Origin of the sequence: Pseudomonas sp. HR96 (assembly GCF_034059295.1) — a bacterium.
Lineage (GTDB): Bacteria > Pseudomonadota > Gammaproteobacteria > Pseudomonadales > Pseudomonadaceae > Aquipseudomonas.
Genome location: NZ_CP139141.1, coordinates 2,135,083 through 2,155,691 on the forward strand (window position 1 = coordinate 2,135,083; position 20,609 = coordinate 2,155,691).

The 20,609-nt window shown below is 61.5% G+C and carries 12 protein-coding genes, 1 tRNA gene and 2 pseudogenes; 7 read left to right on the forward strand and 8 right to left on the reverse strand.

The features are described from left to right. The first annotated feature begins 14 nt into the window (after nucleotides 1-14). The 4 genes from pheT (at nucleotide 15) to SFA35_RS09960 (ending at nucleotide 3,229) form a co-directional block, all read left to right on the forward strand. Nucleotides 15-2,393 carry a phenylalanine--tRNA ligase subunit beta gene (gene pheT / locus SFA35_RS09945; RefSeq protein ID WP_320577777.1) on the forward strand — a complete coding sequence of 793 codons (2,379 nt, stop codon included), beginning with the start codon at nucleotides 15-17 and terminating at the stop codon, nucleotides 2,391-2,393. Nucleotides 2,394-2,396: 3 nt separating this feature from the next. Further along, the gene (gene ihfA / locus SFA35_RS09950) at nucleotides 2,397-2,699 is read left to right on the forward strand and encodes an integration host factor subunit alpha (protein ID WP_002553164.1); all 303 of its coding nucleotides are present in this window, start codon (nucleotides 2,397-2,399) and stop codon (nucleotides 2,697-2,699) included. Beyond that, complete coding sequence (locus SFA35_RS09955; protein WP_320577779.1) at nucleotides 2,680-3,036, forward strand: MerR family transcriptional regulator; 357 nt, start codon at nucleotides 2,680-2,682, stop codon at nucleotides 3,034-3,036. Before ihfA ends, SFA35_RS09955 begins: the two co-directional genes overlap by 20 nt. Before the next feature lie 116 nt (nucleotides 3,037-3,152). Then, a tRNA-Pro gene (locus SFA35_RS09960) sits at nucleotides 3,153-3,229 on the forward strand. Between the two features lie 79 nt (nucleotides 3,230-3,308). Here the strand turns inward: SFA35_RS09960 and SFA35_RS09965 are convergent. The 4 genes and pseudogenes from SFA35_RS09965 to SFA35_RS26715 form a co-directional block, all read right to left on the reverse strand. Further along, nucleotides 3,309-3,743: pseudogene (locus SFA35_RS09965) on the reverse strand (site-specific integrase); the annotation flags it as partial. A 195-nt stretch (nucleotides 3,744-3,938) separates the two neighbouring features. After that, nucleotides 3,939-6,185 (reverse strand): putative bifunctional diguanylate cyclase/phosphodiesterase, encoded by a 2,247-nt coding sequence (locus SFA35_RS09970; protein WP_320577780.1) that lies wholly within the window; start codon nucleotides 6,183-6,185, stop codon nucleotides 3,939-3,941. 415 nt (nucleotides 6,186-6,600) lie between these two features. Next, a complete protein-coding gene (locus SFA35_RS09975; protein WP_320577783.1) occupies nucleotides 6,601-6,804 on the reverse strand; it encodes a hypothetical protein in 204 nt (67 codons plus the stop codon). A 442-nt stretch (nucleotides 6,805-7,246) separates the two neighbouring features. Next, a pseudogene (locus SFA35_RS26715) lies at nucleotides 7,247-7,450 on the reverse strand (DNA polymerase V subunit UmuC); the annotation flags it as partial. On the opposite strand from SFA35_RS26715, the gene SFA35_RS09985 reads away from it, so the two are divergent. Further along, a complete protein-coding gene (locus tag SFA35_RS09985; protein WP_414058538.1) occupies nucleotides 7,358-8,308 on the forward strand; it encodes a LysR substrate-binding domain-containing protein in 951 nt (316 codons plus the stop codon). The pseudogene SFA35_RS26715 and the gene SFA35_RS09985 overlap by 93 nt on opposite strands. 336 nt (nucleotides 8,309-8,644) lie before the next feature. After that, the gene (locus SFA35_RS09990) at nucleotides 8,645-14,539 is read left to right on the forward strand and encodes an autotransporter domain-containing protein (RefSeq protein ID WP_320577786.1); all 5,895 of its coding nucleotides are present in this window, start codon (nucleotides 8,645-8,647) and stop codon (nucleotides 14,537-14,539) included. Between the two features lie 153 nt (nucleotides 14,540-14,692). Here SFA35_RS09990 and SFA35_RS09995 read toward each other — a convergent pair whose 3' ends face one another. Then, the gene (locus SFA35_RS09995) at nucleotides 14,693-15,184 is read right to left on the reverse strand and encodes an RES family NAD+ phosphorylase (RefSeq protein ID WP_320577788.1); all 492 of its coding nucleotides are present in this window, start codon (nucleotides 15,182-15,184) and stop codon (nucleotides 14,693-14,695) included. After that, on the reverse strand, nucleotides 15,181-15,567 hold the full coding sequence (locus SFA35_RS10000; RefSeq protein ID WP_320577790.1) for an antitoxin Xre/MbcA/ParS toxin-binding domain-containing protein: 387 nt from the start codon (nucleotides 15,565-15,567) through the stop codon (nucleotides 15,181-15,183). The genes SFA35_RS09995 and SFA35_RS10000 overlap by 4 nt, the downstream gene beginning before the upstream one ends. Before the next feature lie 619 nt (nucleotides 15,568-16,186). On the opposite strand from SFA35_RS10000, the gene SFA35_RS10005 reads away from it, so the two are divergent. After that, nucleotides 16,187-17,290, forward strand: a complete 1,104-nt coding sequence (locus SFA35_RS10005; protein ID WP_320577792.1) for an HPP family protein — start codon at nucleotides 16,187-16,189, stop codon at nucleotides 17,288-17,290. A 2-nt stretch (nucleotides 17,291-17,292) separates the two neighbouring features. Here SFA35_RS10005 and nirD read toward each other — a convergent pair whose 3' ends face one another. Both nirD and nirB read right to left on the reverse strand, forming a co-directional pair. Then, a complete protein-coding gene (gene nirD, locus SFA35_RS10010; RefSeq protein ID WP_320577794.1) occupies nucleotides 17,293-17,667 on the reverse strand; it encodes a nitrite reductase small subunit NirD in 375 nt (124 codons plus the stop codon). Beyond that, the gene (nirB, locus tag SFA35_RS10015) at nucleotides 17,664-20,243 is read right to left on the reverse strand and encodes a nitrite reductase large subunit NirB (protein WP_320578957.1); all 2,580 of its coding nucleotides are present in this window, start codon (nucleotides 20,241-20,243) and stop codon (nucleotides 17,664-17,666) included. The genes nirD and nirB overlap by 4 nt, the downstream gene beginning before the upstream one ends. Between the last annotated feature and the right edge of the window lie 366 nt (nucleotides 20,244-20,609).

Sequence of the window (20,609 nt, forward strand, 5' to 3'; positions counted from 1 at the left end):
TCCAGGAGAGCAGCATGAAATTCAGTGAACAGTGGCTGCGCGGCTGGGTCAGCCCGCAAGTCTCCCGCGACGAACTGGTAGCGCGCCTGTCCATGGCCGGCCTGGAAGTCGACAGCGTGACCCTGGCCGCCGGTGAATTCACCGGGGTGGTCGTGGGCGAAGTGCTTTCTACCGAACAACACCCGGACGCTGACAAGCTGCGCGTATGCCAGGTCAGCGACGGCCAGGAAACCTTCCAGGTGGTGTGCGGCGCGCCCAACGTGCGCCCCGGCCTGAAGATTCCGTTCGCCAGGATCGGCGCCGAACTGCCGGGCGACTTCAAGATCAAGAAGGCCAAGCTGCGGGGAGTCGAGTCCAACGGTATGCTCTGCTCGCAGTCCGAACTGCAAGTGGGCGAGGGCAACGACGGCCTGATGGAACTGCCGGCCGACGCGCCGGTAGGCGAAGATTTCCGCATCTACCTGCAACTGGACGATGCCAGCATCGAGGTCGACCTGACCCCCAATCGCGGCGACTGCCTGTCGCTGGCTGGCCTTGCCCGTGAAGTCGGCGCCCTGTACGCCGTGCCGGTCACCCGTCCGGCCGTGCCTACCGTGGCCCCGGTCAATGACGAAGTGCGCTCCATCGACGTGCTGGCACCCAATGCCTGCCCGCGCTACCTCGGCCGCGTCATCCGCAACGTCGACCTCTCGCGCCCGACCCCGCTGTGGATGGTCGAGCGCCTGCGCCGCGCTGACGTTCGCAGCATCGACGCGGCCGTCGACATCACCAACTACGTGATGCTCGAACTCGGCCAGCCGCTGCACGCCTTCGATCTCGCCGAAATCAACGGCGGTATCCGCGTGCGCATGGCCGAGCAGGGCGAGAAGCTGGTCCTGCTCGACGGCCAGGAAGTCTCCCTGCGCAGCGACACGCTGGTCATCGCCGACCACTCCCGCGCGCTGGCCATTGCCGGCGTGATGGGCGGCGAGCACAGCGGTGTCAGCGCCACGACCCGCGACGTGTTCCTTGAAAGCGCCTTCTTCGACCAGATCGCCGTGGCCGGCAAGGCCCGCTCGTACGGCCTACACACCGATGCCTCGCACCGCTACGAGCGCGGCGTCGACTGGCGCCTGGCCCGCGAAGCCATGGAGCGCGCCACCGGCCTGCTGCTGGAAATCACCGGCGGCGAGCCCGGTCCGGTCATCGAGGTGGTCAGCGAGCAACACCTGCCGAACATCGCGCCGATCATCCTGCGTGCCGAACGCGTCAGCCAGATGCTGGGCATGCAGATGAGCGCCGTGGAAGTCGAAGGGCTGCTGGTCGGCCTGGGCCTGGGCGTGACCGCTCAGGGGCAAGGCCAATGGCTGGTTGAAGTGCCAAGCCATCGCTTCGACATCAGCCTGGAAGTCGACCTGATCGAAGAACTGGCTCGCCTCTACGGCTACAACCGCCTGCCGGTTCGCTACCCCCAGGCGCGCCTGGCCCCGCAAGCCAAGGCCGAGGCCAAGAGCGAGCTGCCCGCGCTGCGTCGCCTGCTGGTCGCCCGCGGCTACCAGGAAGCGATCACCTACAGCTTCATCGATCCCAAGTGGTTCGAGCTGTTCAACCCAGGCGTAGAGCCGCTGCTGTTGGCCAACCCGATCTCCGCCGACATGGCCGCCATGCGCTCGACCCTGTGGCCCGGCCTGATCAAGGTGCTGCAGCACAACCTCAACCGCCAGCAGGATCGCGTGCGTCTGTTCGAAAGCGGCCTGCGCTTTATCGGCCAGCTCGACGGCCTGAAGCAGGAAGCCATGCTCGCCGGCGTCGTCTGCGGCAGCCGCCTGCCGGAAGGCTGGGCTCAGGGCAAGGACGGCGTCGACTTCTTCGACGTCAAGGCCGACGTCGAAGCCATTCTCGGTTTTGCCGGTGCTCAGGGCGCGTTCACCTTCGTACCCGGCCAGCACCCGGCCCTGCATCCCGGCCAGACCGCGAAGATCGAGCGTGACGGTCGCGAAGTCGGCTACCTGGGTGCCCTGCACCCGGAGCTGGTGAAGACTTTGGGCCTGGATCGTCCGGTTTTCGTCTTCGAGCTGATCCTGGCCGAAGTGGCGGCAGGCAAACTGCCGAAATTCCAGGAGCTATCGCGCTTCCCTGAAGTGCGCCGCGACCTGGCCCTGATCGCTGATCGCGAGGTGCCATCCGCCGCGGTTCTTGAAATCATCCGCGAGAATGCTGGCGAATGGCTCACAGACCTCAGGCTATTTGATGTCTACCAAGGTAAAGGCATTGATCCGCATAGAAAAAGCCTCGCAGTCGGCTTGACCTGGCAGCATCCATCGCGCACTCTTAACGACGATGAGGTGAACTCCACGACGCAAGCCATCCTCACCTCGCTCGAACAAAGGTTGAACGCCACGTTAAGGAAGTAGCGCATGGGGGCTCTGACGAAAGCTGAAATGGCGGAACGTCTTTATGAAGAGCTGGGCCTGAACAAACGGGAGGCCAAGGAATTGGTCGAGCTGTTTTTCGAAGAAATCAGGCACGCTCTTGAAGACAACGAGCAGGTCAAATTGTCGGGTTTCGGCAATTTCGACCTTCGGGACAAACGCCAGCGGCCCGGCCGCAACCCGAAAACGGGTGAAGAAATCCCGATCACGGCTCGCCGTGTGGTCACCTTTCGTCCAGGGCAGAAGTTGAAGGCCCGAGTTGAGGCATATGCTGGAACCAAGTCATAACGACGAACTCCCGCCCATTCCCGGCAAACGCTACTTCACCATCGGTGAAGTCAGCGACCTGTGCGCGGTCAAGCCCCATGTGCTGCGCTACTGGGAACAGGAATTCACCCAGCTCAACCCGGTCAAGCGCCGCGGCAACCGACGGTATTACCAGCGCCAGGACGTGCTGATGATCCGCCAGATCCGCGCGCTGCTTTACGAGCAGGGCTTCACCATCGGCGGCGCACGCTTGCGCCTGTCCGGCGACGAGGCCAAGGACGACACTACCCAGTACAAGCAACTGATTCGGCAGATGATCTCCGAGCTGGAAGACGTACTGGTTGTGTTGAAGAAATAAAGCGCGAAAAGTACTTCCTTAATCGTCGGGGTTAGGGTATATTTTTCAACGTTTTCAGAGGCTTGGAAACGCTCTAGGCTTCAACACCGGTAGTTTCAGGTTTGTATCGCCTTCGTCGGGGCGTAGCGCAGCCCGGTAGCGCACTTGCATGGGGTGCAAGGGGTCGAGTGTTCGAATCACTCCGTCCCGACCATTATTTTCAATGACTTAGGCCATTTCCGCGAGGGGTGGCCTTTTTCATGTGCGTGACTTTTGCGTGACATCTCTGTTTTTCATGCTTGCCTCCGCTTCAAAATTGTTAGCACCGGCCTTCGCGAGTCGGTCGCTGATACCTTGTTGGCCGCTTCAATCAGCTGATCCAACTCCGCCGCGGAGTAGTGGCTGGTGATGCTGCCGTTCTTGTGCCCCAAGAGCGCTTTGCGATCTTCCTCAGTCACGCCTGCTGCACGAAGCCTTCTCCCAAAGGTGTGGTTCAGGTCGTGAATGCGGATATTCGCGAAACTCTCATGGGCCGGCCGCAGGTACGTCTACTGCCATTTCTTCGTCGCTCTGACCCGCGCCTTCTTCCAGGCTGAGTCGTTCATGCGGTGGACCATCGTTTCATTCCCTTCCCCATCTGGCTTGCCAAACGGGAACACGAACCGCGTGTGTTTGCCGCGCTGCTGGTCGATGACCGACTTGGCAACCCCGTTCAGCACCACCAGGCGTATCTCCTTTCGGCACTCGCTGGCGCTCGCTGCGATGCGGATTGGTGTCCTGATTGGCCGCTTTTACAATCGCGCGGGATTCGATGTAGGCGTCTGCCCAGGCATCGAGCTCATGCCGATCGAACGCCACGCCCTGCTTTCCGATGGGGAATTCGCGAACGTGGCAACTGTGCAAGATCTGCAAACCAATGACTATCATTGCTTTGCAAGAAGAGCCTGAGCATCGTGTTTTAGAAGCGGTGGACTGTACAAAAATCCCTGGACATAGGGGCAACCAAGACTCTTCAGCCGATGCAACTGGCTCTGCGTTTCCACCCCTTCAGCTACGATGGCAAGATCCAAGGCTTGGCCGAGCGAGAAGATGCTTTTCACGATCGCAACGGTTCGCTCGTGGTGCATCATGCGGGAAATAAATGACCGATCAATCTTGATCACGTCGATGGGATACCGATCAATGTAGCTGAGCGAGCTATAACCCGTACCAAAATCGTCCAGCGCTATGCGAATCTGTTGAGCCCGGAGCTTTTCCAAGGTCAGTGCGATGACTTCTGGCTCATGCAGGAAAACCGATTCGGTGATTTCGATCTGAAGAACCCGTGGATCGAAGCCGGTCTCAGCCAGAATACCTGCGACCTGAGCCGCAAAGTCCAGTCGGTTAAGCTCGACCCCGGACACATTCACGTTGAGCTTGATTGGCCTGTTTGGCATCTGGTCACTCCAGCTCTTGACCTCTTTGCAAGCCGTGCGCATCACCCACCGCCCAAGCTCGTAGATGACCCCGATGTCTTCAGCCAAGCTGATGAAAACGTCAGGAGCGATGTTCCCCAAAGTTGGATGAGACCACCGAACAAGTGCTTCAAAGCCCACAACTTCTTCAGTCATGACTGAAAATATTGGCTGATAGACGAGGTAGAGTTCATCACGAGAAATGGCATGCTTGAGTGCATTCTGCATGACCAGCATATCGATCGACGCCTGACGCATCGACAAATCAAAAATGGCCCAGCGTCCTCGACCCTTCTTTTTTGCCGCGTACATGGCCACATCGGCATCGCGAACGAGGTCCTCAGCCGTATTGTGCTGAGCGTCAAGCGTCACGATACCAATGCTGCAAGAAGTAAAAAGCAGTTGTCCGTCGATCTCGATGGTGGAACTCAACGCCTGTGTTACTCGGTCCGCCGTCAAAACCGCCCGCTCATGATGCGACTCGCCGCTGACAAGAATGGCGAATTCATCCCCGCCGATGCGTGCAACCAGCGCGTCGGGATCCACACAACGACTCAAACGATTGGCGACACGTTTGAGCAACTTGTCACCTGCATGATGCCCCATACCATCGTTAACGTATTTGAACCGATCAAGATCCAGATAGAGCACTGTGGCTGCCCCAATGCTGTCGGGTGACGATTGGCTGAACACCTGTTTCAAGCGCTCCATGAAACAGGCTCGGTTTTTGAGTTTGGTGAGTTCATCGTGGGACGCAGCGTAGGAGAGCTCATCCTGTATGCGCTCGCGCTCGACCAGCCGAGACTCAAGCTTCAAACGCTCTTCCCGGTCCACCTGCAATTGCAGTAACACTTGCTCAGCTTTTTTCCGCTCCGTAATGTCCCGTTGCACGGAAACCCAGTGAGTGAACCAGCCTTTCTCGTTTGCCACAGGGACGATGCTTAGCTGCACCCAAAACCGGGTTCCGTCCCGACGGGCATTGATGAGCTCTACTTCGACGGGTTTCCACTGCTGGAGTGCTTCTTTCAGTTGCCGAAGGGTCTCACGGCTCGTTTCCTCACATTGTAAGATCCGCGGCGTTTGACCCATGACTTCGTCGAGAGCAAAACCAGTGGTAGCCAAGAAAGCTGGATTGCAGTAGACGATCCGCGGTCCAGGAAGGTCGATAGGTTCAGCTTCGGTAATCAGTATTGCATCCTTGGCATGAACAACCACTGATTCGAGGAGACGAAGACGTTCAATGGCTGCCAAGCCGCCAGATGCGGTGTCGGGTCCAGGCTGGATGATCGTATGCAAACCAGCGGCATGAGTCTGAAGCCCATAGACTTGGGCAGCGCTGAGCCTTTTATGAGGCAATGGGATCATTACCAGCACCACGCCAATCAGTTCGCCTAGAGGGCTACGTACGGCCGTGCATATCAGAAATTCATTGGCCACCTGTAACAGACCCGTCGGGACTGGCAGGTTGGGGGGCATTACCTCAGCAACATCGACCACATCGCCGTACGACAGAATCATCTGAAGCCACACATCTACGGCATGGTCGTCGCTCAAACCCGTCACTTGCGCTTGGGCCGATGCAACGCTCCAATGGGCACCATTACGCACCATGAGGAGGGCGCTTGAACACCCAGTCAGGTAGGAGACAGCCTTGACGAAACGTTCAAAAACGGCCTGCTCATCGGAGCCGAGGACGGGCATGGGCATGGGAGCCATGGGAATTACCTTAAAGGGGAGACAGATGTCCAATCCGGGTTTCGATCCATCCAGATATCCAGTCGCTGCATACCTTACGAGACATCTTCCCTAACCTCTGCGGCATCACACGCTTACACCAGGGTTATGAGGAATGCTTGGAAAGCTGAGATCAGACACACACGAGGGTTCTGTACCATCTGATCCCATCATGATGACTAAGTGCCACTACTGCTTGATGTTATTTTCTATGAGCCCAATTCGTATGGATGATTGGTGCCGTTCGTGCCAAACGCCTAACGACCGGAACCGGCCACCATTGCCCAGATTCAACCAAGGCAGTGGGCTAGCCGGCACCCTATACAAAAACTTTCCGTCCGCAGATCAATGCAGAGCGCGTAGGGCATGTGATTAAGTCCCCAGCGCAAAAAAATCATTACCTAAGTTCGATGGCTTCGATCCGCAGGCGACGCTCAATGACCATTTTGTCAGCGATTCGAGCGGCGAGCTCCACTGCTTCCTCCCACTGGTTATCCAGTCCTTTCGTAGTGGGCAGACCATTACTTTTGGCGGTGGCCAGGGCCGCCGAGAAATAAGTATCCCACGCCACCTTCTCATCTTCATTCAACCGGATAGCCATGCTTCGATCCTTAAACAACGCTGAGTTCAATCGCCCGGGATTCCGGCTCGAAATGTCTGGAACAGACGCATAGACCCTGTAGCGATTCCATTTTCGGTAAGGCAGCGGTTCCTGATCACTCGTTCAATTTGGTGATAGGGCCAAGGTTGATGAGCGTGAACAGTCCACAACTGATCGAGCCTAGTCGTGTAGCTCTGGCTCCATGAGCTCTCGGCGCATCGCCCAGTCCGGGTTGGCCAGCACGCTTGCAGCTTGCAGCGCCCAGCGTGCCGCGTACCCAGCGCCCATTGATCTCGTCCAAGACGGCCATCAGCCTGTTGGTGGTCACCGGCTGCTGGACGGAAAACAGATCATCCGTGAATCGCCCGGCTGCCGCAGATCGAGCAGTAGCACCTCGGCCTTGCTGTATCGAAAGCCCGGCCGGTAAAGGTAGTCGATCGCCGGCACTGAAGGCCACGATGCCGTGCTTGCGTAGCTGGTCCTTGATCTGGAAGTAGGGCGCGCACATCTTCACGAACGGATTGGCGTCGTAGCTGCGCGCGATCACGCAGCCATCGTTGTTCGACAGCACCACGATCGGCACCTTGGCCAGGTCAGGCCGAAACACCCGCTCGCAGGAAGCGTAGAACGAGTTGCAGTCGATCAGGGCAAAGACCGGCTCATGCGTAGGTATGGTCGCGCAAGTCTTTGCATGCAATTGAGTCGGCTGCGAGAAATATCGGGCGATCCGTTACTGTTGCCCGGCCCCCGGGGCATGTCGCCCACCGAGCGTGCCCGCCAACTGCGCGTGCCACTGCGTGGAGCGCTGGTAGCTCTGGAAAGCGCACTGAGTCCTGGTGGTACTTTCGAGCCTGCACTGTCCAGCCAGACCTGGAGGGTGGCTGCCAGCGATTACGCCGCGACCGCTTTGGTCTGGCCTTCGCTGGCGGCGCTCAGACGATTGGCCCCAAACACACGCCTGGCACTGTTGAATAAAGCTCCCGTCAGCCTTGCCCATGATTTGGAAAACCGCCAGCTTGATATGGCGCTGCACACCCGCGATGACGCACCGCCGAAAATGCGTCAGCGCTCGCTGTTTCAGGAACGCTATGTATTGGCAGGGCGCCGCGGGCATCCCGCTTTGGCAGCCCAGCCATCGCTCCAGGCGTTCTGCGATCTTGAACATGCAGTTATGTCGCCCAATGGCGCCGGATTCATCGGGAGTACTGACCAGGCACTGGCCGCACAAGGTCTGAAGCGGACGGTCGTATTATCGACCTCCAATTTCAATTCGCTTGTCTCGGCATTGGCTCACAGCGACCTGGTTGCGGTGGTGCCAGAACGGTTGGTGCGAGATGAGCCTGCGCTTCATGTCCGGGTGCCGCCACTCGCCATTCCAGGTTTCGAAATGCTCATGTTATGGCCCGAGCGACTGCATCGAGATCCCGCGCATATGTGGCTACGCAACCTCATCGCCTCGACGTGCAAACTGCTTCCAGCGCAGAGCAAGATTGAATTGCAGTAATGCCCTCGGGTCGTCCAATCGCGCTCGATCACACCCCATCATCCGAGTGAAATATCGAAACCCCTGCGCACCGCGTCGGGCAAACTAGTATGACGACAATTTGGCGGAATTAGCGGTGTCGTTCAAATCATGCCAGTGCATTGTCGTTTACCTCACCAGTCCTTGGATCCACAATCCATAGCGAAATCGAATAAGCCAAAAAAACGTCGAAAACCCAAATGTGAAAATTTCGAAAAAATAATCCGCCGGTACATTGACGATCCGTCGTTGTGCAGCTAGAAATGTGTCTACTCCAGCACATCTGGCGACAATCGCTCTTGCACAGGACTCAATTCAATGAACAAGGTTCACCGGGTGATATGGAGCAGCGTGCGCTGCGCTTTTGTGGTCACGGACGAGCATGGCAAGGCACACGGCAAACCTTCTTCCACTCGCAGAGCCTTGGCGACCGCCGCTGCCCTGGGGCTTGGCAGCCTGGTGGGGGTCCCTTATGCCCTTGCCGAAGGCATCGTCCTGGACCATACCAGCACCGCCGGCAACGTGGTCAATTCCGGGCCGCTGCTGGCCACCAACGGCATCACCATCAACAGCTCGACAGTTGGCGGCTCGGTGCTCAACCCCGGCAATATTGTCAGTGATCTGGATGCAATCACCGCCAGCAACAGCTTGATCGCTGGCGACATCAAGCTTCAGGGCAGCACATCCGGTGGCGCCGACGCCCTGAGCTTGTCGGGCACCACTGTCGGTGGCTCGATCAACAATACCGGGACCCTGTGGGGCCAGACCAACGGTATCCATCTGGACACCAGTGCGCTGGGTGGCGACATCACCAACAGCAATCAACTGCTCGAAGGCGCCACGGCGATCAACGTCACCGACAGCAGCCTGGGTTCGATCATCAACACCGGCAGGCTCAACGGGCTGGGCGTGGGTTCTACTGGTGTGCTGGTGCAGGGATCGACCCTGCGCGGCAACCTCGACAACCAGAACGCCATTACCGCGTTCTACGGACTGCACGTCACCGATGGCTCGACCGTCGACGGCTCGATCATCAACAAGGGCAACATCGTCGGCCAGTGGTACGCCGTGGCGGTGGATGGCAGCCATGTGCTCGTTGACGTTGTGTTGTCGGGCAGTGCGTCCGGCGGCGCCGACGCCGTGACCCTGACCAACAGCGCGGTCGACGGCTCGGTGAACAACACCGGCACGGTCTGGGGGCGCGATGTCGGGGTGCTGGTGTCCGGCACGCAGATCGCCGGCAGCCTGAGCAACAGCAACCTCATCTATGGCGGTGACGAGGGGCTGGTGGTGCAGAACAGCACCCTGGGCAACCTCAGCAACAGCGGCGTATTGAACGGCGGCCGCTACGCTTTGCAGGTCAGCGGCAGCACCATCACGGGCGTGCTGAACAATGCCGGCACGCTGTCGGCCAGTACCGCTGGCATCGACTTGGCAAACAGCCAGGTGGGCGGTATTACCAACAGCGGCGTGCTGGGAGGCAAGTTTGGCTTGCAGCTCGACAACACTGTGGTCACCGGGCAGGTACTCAACAGCGGCAGCGGCGTGGCCAATGGCATCGCGCTCAACGCCAGCACGGTAGAAGGCGGGCTGACCAACAGCGGCGCACTGTACGGCACGACCAACCCTGACGGCTTCGGGCACGTGCGCAGTGAAAACGCTTTGAGCGTCAACGACAGTACGATCATCGGCAATCTGGTCAACAGTGGGGAGGCCAGTACGTCCCGCGCCTATGCACTGTCCCTGGGCAGTAGCACGGTGTCGGGCGACCTGATCAACAGCGGATCGCTGTCGGGTGCGGTGGGGATCAATGTGCAGCAATCGCTGGTGGCGGGGAATCTGACCAACTCGGGCGTCATTGACGCGTCGTACGGCCAGTACGCCATATGGCTGGAGGGCGGCACCGTCGGCGGCGCCCTGGTCAACAGCGGCACCGTCACCGGTAACCGCGACATCTATCTGAACAGCTCGTACGTGGGCAATGGGCTGACCAACACCGGCCTTGTAGGCGGGCGCATTCAGCTCGACGGCTCGACCTTGGCAGGCGGCGGCTTGAGCAACAGCGGTGTGGTCGGCCAGGGCATCAGCGTCACTGACAGCACACTGGCTGGTATCCACAACGACGGCACGGTCTACGGTCAAACCAACCTGCAGCTCACTGGCAGCCAAGTCAACGGCGACATCGTCAACAACGGCGACATGCAGGGGTCCACCAGCTTCCTGCTCGACCACTCCACGGTCACCGGCCAGCTGCTCAACACCGCCCAGGGTTCGGTCAATGCCGCCTTCCAGTTGCTCACCAGCAGCGTCGCCGGCGGCGTGACCAATAGCGGCACCCTCGAGGGCGTTTCCGAGAACCTCATCAACAACAGCACCCTGGGCGGTTTTGCCAACACGGGCACCATGGGCGGTGGGTTGTACAACCTGGAGATCAACAACAGCACGATCAACGGCGACCTCGACAACAGCGGCACCATCCACCGCGTAGGCCTGCTGGGATTGAGTGTCACCGGCAGCTTGATCACCGGGCAATTCAACAACAGCGGCTACGTCGACGGCGTGGCGCTCAATTCCAGCACCGTGGGCGGCGGGCTGGTCAACAGCGGGACCATCAACGGCGTCTTCTACTCCAATGGCCAGGCCCAGGTGTACCGCCAGAGCGCATTGGAAATCGCCAACAGCACGCTGGGCGGGGACATCGTCAATACCGGCACCCTCAGCTCGTCCCGTGGCGGCTATGGGTTGTCGTTGGTGGGCAGCACCGTCAACGGCGACCTCTACAACAGTGGCTCGGTCAGCGGCTCGGTCGGGCTGAATGTGCAGCAGTCGCTGGTGACCGGTGACCTGATCAACGCCGGCGCCATCAGCTCGGATGGCTTCTACGGCGTCTGGCTCAACGGCAGCACCATCGGCGGTGCGCTGATCAACAGCGGGACCCTGGCCAGCGGCAATGCCATTTACGTGGATGCCTCGCGCATCGCCAACGGCGTGACCAACAGCGGAACCGTTGGCGCCAGCCTGCTGCTGCACAGTTCGACCCTGGCCAGTGGCGGCCTGACCAACAGTGGTGTGATCGCCGACGGCCTTGGCCTGACCAACGTCAGCGACTTTGGCGACATCGTCAACTCGGGCCAGATAGGCAGCGCCACGTCGGTGCGTGGAATGGTGCTGGACGCCAGCCTGATCAGTGGCAATGTGCTGAACAGCGGCACGCTGTCAGGTCCGGTCGATGCCCTGAGCATCAGCAGCTCGGCGGTCACCGGGAACGTGCAAAACGCCGGCACCATCGCCGCCCCCGCCACCGGCATCAGCGTCAACGGCGTGTCCATCGGCGGCAGCCTGGTCAACAGCGGCACCATCACCGGTGCCACCGGCATCAGCATCGTCAACGCCGCCAACCAGATGGGCTCGCGGGGGCAGACCACCTTGGCCGGCTACCTTGCCAACCTGAATGACGGCGTCATTGCCGCCACCACCACGGGCATCGCCACCAGCGGAACCCTCATCGAGGGCAGCGTGATCAACGATGGCCTGATCACCAGCAGCGGCGGCTCGGCAGTCTCCCTGACCCGCACCGAGATCGATGGCAACCTGCTCAACTTCGGCACCTTGAGTGGCACGACCACCACCTTGAGCCTTAACACCAGCAACATCCTGGGCCAGCTGGTGAACGTGGGCGTGATCGGCGGCAACAATAACGGTGTTGACGTGAGCTACTCCACCTTGGCGCAAGGACTGGTCAACACAGGCACGGTCACCGCCGACATTGCGCTGCACAGCAGCACCATCACCAGCGGTGGTATCGAAAACAGCGGCGTCATCGGCCGGCAGCTGTACATGATCGATGGCGTGATCAACGGCAACATCAACAACTCGGGCAGCATCGGCACAAACACCACCGCGGCACTGGAACTGTACGATTCGACCCTCAACGGCAACCTGCTCAACAGCGGCTCCGTCAGCGGGCTGTTCAATGCGTTGTATGTGTTCCGCTCCAACATCAACGGCGATATCGACAATACCGGCGTCATCGCCGCCAACACCAATGCGGTGGTGATTACCCAGGCGAAGATTGCCGGCAATCTGATCAACAGCGGGGTGTTGACGGGCAATGGCGATGGGCTGACTCTGTCCGGCACGTCCATCGCCGGTCAGCTGCTCAACAGCGGCAGCATCACCAGCGGCGACGCGCCGTTGGCGATCTACACTTCGACCATCGCCGGCGGCCTGGTCAACAGCGCCACGGGCGTGTTCAGCGGGCCTGAAGGTGTGAACATCAGTGGCAGCACTCTGGGCGGTATCGACAATGGCGGCTTGATCACGGCCGGCAACGCCGGCAACCCCTACACCCCCCAGCTGAACCCGGCGGCGCTGTCGATCAGCGGCAGCCTGATCAGCGGTGACCTGAACAACAGCGGTACGCTCTACAGCGGCTTCGGCAGCGGCCTGTCGTTGAAGAACACCACGGTCAGCGGCAGCGTTGACAACAGTGGCGTGATCAGCGGCAGCACCAACGGGGTCGTGGCCACCGGCAGCTCGGTGGGTGTTTTGGTCAACAGCGGCACCCTCAGCGGTGGCCAATACGCCGTGCTGTCCAACGACGCCAGCCTGTCGCAAATCGATATCGCGGGCAACAATACCGCGGTGTTCAGCGGTGAAGTGCATGCGCCTTCGGCCACCGTCGACCTGCTCAGCGGCGCGACCTACACCTTGAACAACGGCAACCTGTTCACGGTCGCCAGCTTCGACAACCAAGGCACCCTGCGCCTGGCTTCGGACGCCACGGCTACCATCGCTGGCAACTACGTGCAAGGCAGCGCTGCCACCCTGACCACCGAGGCGGTGGACGCCACGCACTTCGGCAAACTGGTGGTCACTGGCACGGCCACCTTGCCGGATCAGGCCAAATTCGACGTCGATGTGGTCAATAGCGGCCAGTCCTTCCAGGGCGCCACCCTGGCCAACGTGCTGAGTGCCGGTACCCTGAACTCCAATGGCACTTACGCGGTGACCAGCAATTCGGCCCTCTATAACTTCAGCGGCGTGAAAGACGGCAACAGCGTCGATCTGGTGGCCGCGCCCAAGTCCGCCACTGCCGTGACCCAGGCGGTGTCCGGGATCGGCACCGCCAACCTTAGCGCCGCCCGTGCGCTGGACAGCGCCATTGCCACCAACAGCAGCCTGACGCCGTTCTTTGTCGGCGCCACCAGCGGCAGCAACGTGGCCAGTGCCATATCGCAGACCTTGCCGTCCAACGCGGTGGCCGCCACCCAGGTCAGTCAGTCAACGCTGTCGACCATTGCCGATGTGGTGCAATCGCGGATCGACGCCAACACCGGTCTGGCATCGGGTGATGGTTTCTACGGCGACAAGAACCTGTGGATGAAGCCGTTCGGTTCGTGGATCAACCAGAGCCAGCATGGCAACACCCCGGGCTATGACGCTTCGGTCTACGGCATGGCCTTCGGTGTGGATGCGCCGGTCAACGAACTGCTGCGCCTGGGCGTGTCGTTCTCCTACGCCAACGCCGACACCAACAGCAAAGCCGATGTTTCCGCGCAAAGCGCCAAGGTCGATCTGTATCAACTGATGGGCTACGGCAGCTACACCCTTGCCCCCAACACCGAGTTGAGCTTCCACGCCGGTGTCGGGCAGAACCGCAACGACGGCAAGCGGGACCTCGATCTGAACGGCATCAGTGGCCAGGCCAAATCCAACTACGACAGCCGCAGCGTCACGGCCGGTGTTGCCTTGGCCAAGGCCTACGTCATCAGCCCGGCCACGCGTTTCATCCCGTCGGTACGCGCCGATTACACCTGGATGAAGGACGACAGCTACCACGAAAGCGGCAGCGCGGCGATCAATCCATTGCTGCTCGACGTGGACAAGCATCAGACCGACCAGCTGATTCTGGGGCTGGATGGCAAGGTGGTGCATGAGGTGATTCCGGGCACCCAGTTGACCGCGAATTTGGGCGTGGGCTACGACGTCATTCACGACGACTCGATGCTGACCTCCAGCTATGCCGGCGCGCCGGGCAATACCTTCAACACCGTCGGCCAGAGTTCCAGCCCATGGCTGGCACGAGGCGGTGTGGGGGTGACCACCAGGATCGCGCAAAACGGCACTGAGCTGTCGGTGAACTACGACGCCGAAGCGCGCACGGACTTTACCAATCAGACTCTGTCGCTGAAGTTGAAGCTGCCGTTCTGATCGGTCGGCTCTCGCGGGCAAGCGGTGCCCCTAGATTCGCACGCGCGTCGTAGGAGCCGCCCTTGGTCGCGAGGGCCGTTACCCGGTCAAACTGGAGCACCATCTGTGGACATTAGCTGAACCACACAGCTGGTGCAGACAGCGCCTGTGACGTCAAGGTTTGATCGGCCGGGTGTCCAAGCCGAATCGCTCCTGGCTGACAAGTCGATACTTGCCTTGGGCCAAGTCGAGGCTGATCAGCAGATTCCATGAATGTTGCGTCACCGCCGATTGAATCAGTACGAACGGATGCGTAGCCAACAAGTCGTCAGCAAACTTCTGCTGGTTGGGTGAGGCAGCGGCGCTGGTAAGCCACACCGGATTAGGAACGTCCTCGCGCTGCACGACCTTGATAAGGCTCTGATCCAGCACTTCGAAGCATGTGAGAACATGGGGGACGGTATCGAGCACGTCAAAGCCTGAATGCACCGCCACCTCAAGGATGGCGGTTGACGGATCGGCGGATGCGTACACCACATTGCGGCCGATCGAGTTCCACCGACCCCCTAGCTTGTAGGCTCCAATCCCGCTGTCCCAGGTGTCTTTGTAATGCTCGCGGTCGAGGCGCCAAGCGCGCCAGGAGGGTGACCAGGGCAGTGGATTCATTGATAGACACCCAGCTCCATGCGCTCCAGGTAATCCTCGACAGCCTGAAACCCTACCGCGTTTTCGATCAGATCAAGCGGCACCCCGCCTTCAAGAAATTTGCAGGGCTTGGCCAGCCAGTCTTCAGCCGATTTCTGGCTTCCGAACACGGTGGTTGCGTGTTCAAGCACCTTGGCGTATTGAAATGCTACGGCGCTCTGCTGTGAGGTCAGTTGCGTCGGCTGCTTGCTGCTACCTTGGCGCTGGATTGTTTGGACCGACTTGCCCACAATTTTGCTCAACACCTTCTGGTTCGAGTACAGGACAGAACTCGAAAGCATATCCTGCACGTCTTTCAGGTCGAAGCCATCTTTCGTCATCATATAGATGCGGATAGCGCTCATGTCCCCGGCTTCGCCGCCAATCAGGTTAGCGCCACATGTCACCCCTGGATAGGCTTGCGGGACCAGGCGGCTCCGCGGCCAGAAGTCCAGAGCACAGGGGTAAATGGAAGATCGGTTGCGCTTTTCCCCGCCCTGAACCGCGCCTTCTGAAGCGCTCTACACTTGCGCATTTCCATTGAACGACTGTTTGAGTTTTGGCTCTGATGCTCGCAACTACTGTTGGATCATCTTGATCAGGGCGAGCAATGAAGACTGTATGGATTGTGATGCTGGGCTTGTTGAGCGTTTATGCAATGGCTGCGCGGGGGCCTCATGCTCCTGCCGCTTCGCGGTGTGACGCCCTGGCCAGGGAGGTCCTGGACCGGCAGCTGCAACCGCTGCGCTATGACCGAGAATATGATTATTCACCTCATAAAAGGTGCATCAGCTTTGGGCACGCTGAACCATGACCATCCCGGTCGCCAGCCTCGCTCGTACTTGACCGTCCCGCCGTCCCTCGACGGCGCGCCCGGTGAAGAAAACACGCTGTCTTGGTCTGATGCCCGCTTCACTCCTCGTGGGCGAGCCTGGGGTATTTTTCGGGTAGACTCGCGCCCGACTTCAAGATTGCGCTTATCTCATGCCTATTTTGCCTCCTGTAACCTCGGCGCTTCGCCGCGCGCTGACACGGCTGAAGGCCTTCTGGCCCACGCCGGTCGCTATCAGTACTCAAGAGAAAGGCCGCGCAACGCTCGGAGCGGCGCTGGGCCTGTTGCTGGTAGCGCTCGCGGCCGGGTTGCTGCTCGAGGGCTCGGTGGCCTCCGAGCACGGCGCGCTCGCGCTGATGCTGGTCGCCCCCATCGGCGCCAGTGCGGTGCTGGTGTTCGCAGTGCCGTCCAGTCCTCTCGCTCAGCCTTGGGCGGTGGTGGCCGGCAATACCTTGTCCACCTTGGTGGGTGTGGCCTGTGTGGCCTGGGTACCCAACGCGACCTTGGCCGGCGCTGTCGCGGTGGGGGCGGCGATTGCGGTGATGTTGCTCGGCCGCTGCCTGCATCCCCCGGGCGGCGCCGCAGCGTTGCTCACCGTGCTCGCCGGCAACAGTCGCTGGCAGTTCGCGTTGAATCCTGTGCTGGTGGACTCGCTGCTGCTGGTTGCCGCTGGCCTGATCTACAACAACCTGACTGGCCGCCCCTGGCCGCATCTGCAGCCTGCCAAGGCGCAGGAGCCGGCGCGCTTCACCACGCAGGATCTGGACGCGGCGCTGGCTCATTACAACCAGGTGCTGGACGTCAGCCGGGATGATCTGCAGTCGCTGCTGGAGCACGCCGAAGGCTTTGCCTATCAGCGCAAACTGGGCGGGCTGCGGTGCGCCGACGTAATGAGCACCACCCCGGTGGTCGCCCGCCAGGAGATGGCGCTGCGCGAGGCCTGGGCGCTGCTGCGCTCGCACAAGGTCAAGGCGCTGCCGGTGGTGGACCGCCAGCAACACCTGGTGGGCATCGTGACGGTGGCGGACTTCATCGGTTCCACGGGGCTGGATGCCCTGGCCGACAAGGTCGTTGCCAGCATCATGACCCGCACCGTGCGCGTGGCCAGCGCCGACCGGTTGCTGATCGATCTGGTGCCGGTGTTCGCGGACCACGGCCACCGGCACATCCCGATCATCGAAGCCGACCGCCGCGTGGTCGGCATGATCACTCAGTCCGACCTCATCCGAGCCCTGTACCGGGCGGTGCGCAGCTGAGCTCAACCGAGCCCTGCGAGCTCCACGCTGTCGCCGCGAATGCGCGCCGGCCAGACCTGCAGGCGCTGCTCGGCCGACTCCAGGCAGGTGCCGTCTTGCAGGCAGAAATGCTGTTTGTACAGGGGCGAGGCCACTACGCGCCTGCCGTTCAGGCTACCAAGCAGGCCGCGGCCGATGACGTTTGCGCCGGATTGCGGGTCGCAGTTGTCGAGGGCGAACACCTGCTCGCCGTCAGACCCCTGGGGCACGTAGAACAGCGCGATCTGGCGGCCCTGCAGCCACGCCACCACGCCGGAGTTGGCCACCAGATCGGCACGGTTGCACACCACTTGCCAGGTCTGCTCGAGGGGCGTTGCAAGGGGTGATGATGGGCTCATGACAGCACCTCCATGATGTTGACGACCTCGGCGGCGACCAGAGGGATTTCATCGGCCCGCGCGGGGCGACGCTGACCGCGTTCGCGGACGAAGCGCAGGTCTGGGTCGGCGCCCTGGGCGTTGACGAAGGTGCGAAAGCGCTTGAGCTTCTCGGGATCTTTGAGAGCGTTGGCCCATTCGCATTCGTAGCGGTCGACCACCTGCTGCATCTGCGCCTCCAGTTCTGCGGCCAGGCCCAGGCTGTCGTCGATGATCACGCCCTTGAGGTAGTCCAGGCCGCCTTCCAGGCTTTCACGCCACACCGAGGTGCGCTGCAGCTTGTCGGCCGTGCGGATGTATAGCATGAGGAAACGGTCGATGTAGCGGATCAGCGTTTCGTCGTCCAGGTCGGTGGCGAACAGTTCGGCGTGCCGCGGGCGCATGCCGCCGTTGCCGCTGATGTAGAGGTTCCAGCCGTTTTCGGTGGCGATCACGCCAACGTCCTTGCTCTGCGCCTCGGCGCACTCGCGGGTGCAGCCCGAGACCGCAAACTTGAGCTTGTGCGGCGAGCGCAGGCCCTTGTAGCGGTCCTCGATGCGCAGGGCCATCTGCACGCTGTCCTGCACCCCGTAGCGGCACCAGGTGCTGCCCACGCAACTCTTCACCGTGCGAGTGGACTTGCCGTAGGCGTGGCCGGTCTCGAAACCGGCGGCGATCAGCTCGCCCCAGATGTCGGGCAGCTCATGCAGCTGCGCGCCGAACAGATCGATGCGCTGGCCGCCGGTGATCTTGGTGTAGAGGTCGAACTTCTTCGCCACCGCGCCGATGGCCAGCAGGCCGTCGGGGGTGATCTCGCCGCCAGGGATGCGCGGCACCACCGAGTAGGTGCCGTTCTTTTGCATGTTGGCCATGAAGGTGTCGTTGGTGTCCTGCAACGGCACCAGCCAAGGCTCTTGAATCGGGCGGTTCCAGCACGAGGCGAGGATCGAAGCCACCGCCGGCTTGCAGATGTCGCAGCCCAGTTCGCCACAGCCGTGGCCTGCGAGCAGCGCCTCGAAGGTTTCGATGCCCTCCACCCGCACGATGGAATACAGGGCCTGGCGGGTGTAGGGGAAGTGCTCGCACAGGCTGGTGTCCACGGCCACGCCACGGGCCGTGAGTTCATGCTCGAACACCTGCTTGAGCAGGCTGGCGCAGCCGCCGCAACCGGTCGCCGCGCGGGTCTGTGCCTTGAGCCCGGCCAGGTCGCCGCAGCCGGCGTCGATGGCGCAGCAGATGGCACCTTTGCTGACGTTGTGGCAGGAGCATACCGTGGCCGTGGCGGGCAGGGCGTCGACGCCCAGCGCCGGCGCTGCCCCAGTGGCCGGGAGGATCAGGCTCGACGGGTCCTGCGGCAGGGCGATGCCGTTCTGGATGTATTGCAGCAGGGTGTCGTAGTAGCGGTTGTCGCCCACCAGTACCGCGCCGATGGCGCGCTTGCCGTCGGCCGAGACCACCAGGCGCCGGTAGCTGGAGGTGGCTTCGTCGATGTAGCGATAGCTGCGCGCGCCGGCTTGGGCCGCGTGGGCATCGCCGATCGAGCCGACGTCGACGCCGAGCAATTTGAGCTTGGTCGACATGTCGGCGCCGACAAAGGGCTGCGCGGTCTGGCCGGACAATTGCGCGGCGACGCAACGGGCCATTTCGTAGCCGGGGGCGACCAGGCCGAATATCGCGCCGTTCCAGGCCGCGCATTCACCAATGGCATAGATGGCCGGGTCGCTGCTGCGGCAATGGCTGTCGATGGCGACGCCGCCACGTGCGCCCAACTCCAGGCCGCACTGGCGGGCCAGTGCATCCTGGGGGCGAATGCCCGCCGAGAACACCACCAGGTCGGTCTCCAGCGACTGCCCGTCGGCAAAGCACATGCGGTAGCGATAGTCGCTGCCGGCGGTGATCGACTGGGTCGCGCACGACAGATGCACGCCCACCCCCAGGGCTTCGATGCGGGCCTTGAGCGCCACCCCGCCGAGGTCGTCCAGTTGCACCGGCATCAGCCGCGGGGCGAATTCCACCACATGGGCTTCCAGGCCCAGGCTTTTCAGGGCATTGGCCGCTTCCAGGCCGAGCAGGCCGCCGCCCACCACCACGCCGCGGCGCGCGCCTTGCGCCGCCAGGCGAATGTTGTCCAGGTCGGCGAGGGTGCGGTAGACCAGGCGCGAATGCCCACCAGCTCCCTCGATCGGCGGCACGAACGGATAGGAACCGGTGGCCAGCACCAGCTGCGCGTAGTCGAGGCGGCCGCTGGCGGTGACCACCTGCTGGCGGGCGCGGTCGATCTCCAGCACCGCTTCGCCCAGGTGCAGGGTCACGCCGCCTTGCTGATAGAGCGCGGCATCGCCCAGGGCGAGGGACTCGGCGTCGCGGCCGGTGAAGTACTCGGAAAGATGCACGCGGTCGTAGGCGCGCAGCGGCTCCTCGCTGAACACGTGAATCCGCTGGCGGGCCAGGGCGCCGTTCGCCATCATCGCCAGCAATTGCTCTACGCAGTGGTGGCCGACCATGCCGTTGCCGATGACCACGAGGTTGGTAAGGTCACTCACGTCGAGGCTGTTCATTTCTTGGCTGTTCATCGTTGCACCCATCGAAGCCGATCCGGTTTTTTCAAGGCAAAAAAAAACGCCTGGAACCAAAAGGTTCCAGGCGCCTTTGCCTGTTCTTGCCGCGGGGCCCGCAAGCCGTCCGCAGTCGTGCGTGCCCAGGCCTTGAGGCCAAACGATCGGCGTTGATCGCGCGGGCTTCCCGCACGCTGCTGCGCGGCGAGATGACAAAACCCATGCAGCGGTTATGCCAGAACCGGCAACGGCCACAGAGCCGGGCGCGGCGGGAGCTAGCAGCGGTTACCACCTGGCAGGCGAGGATCTGCAATGGTGCACATACACTCTTGTTGCACTATCGCAAGGCATCCGGCGGGCTTGCGGCGC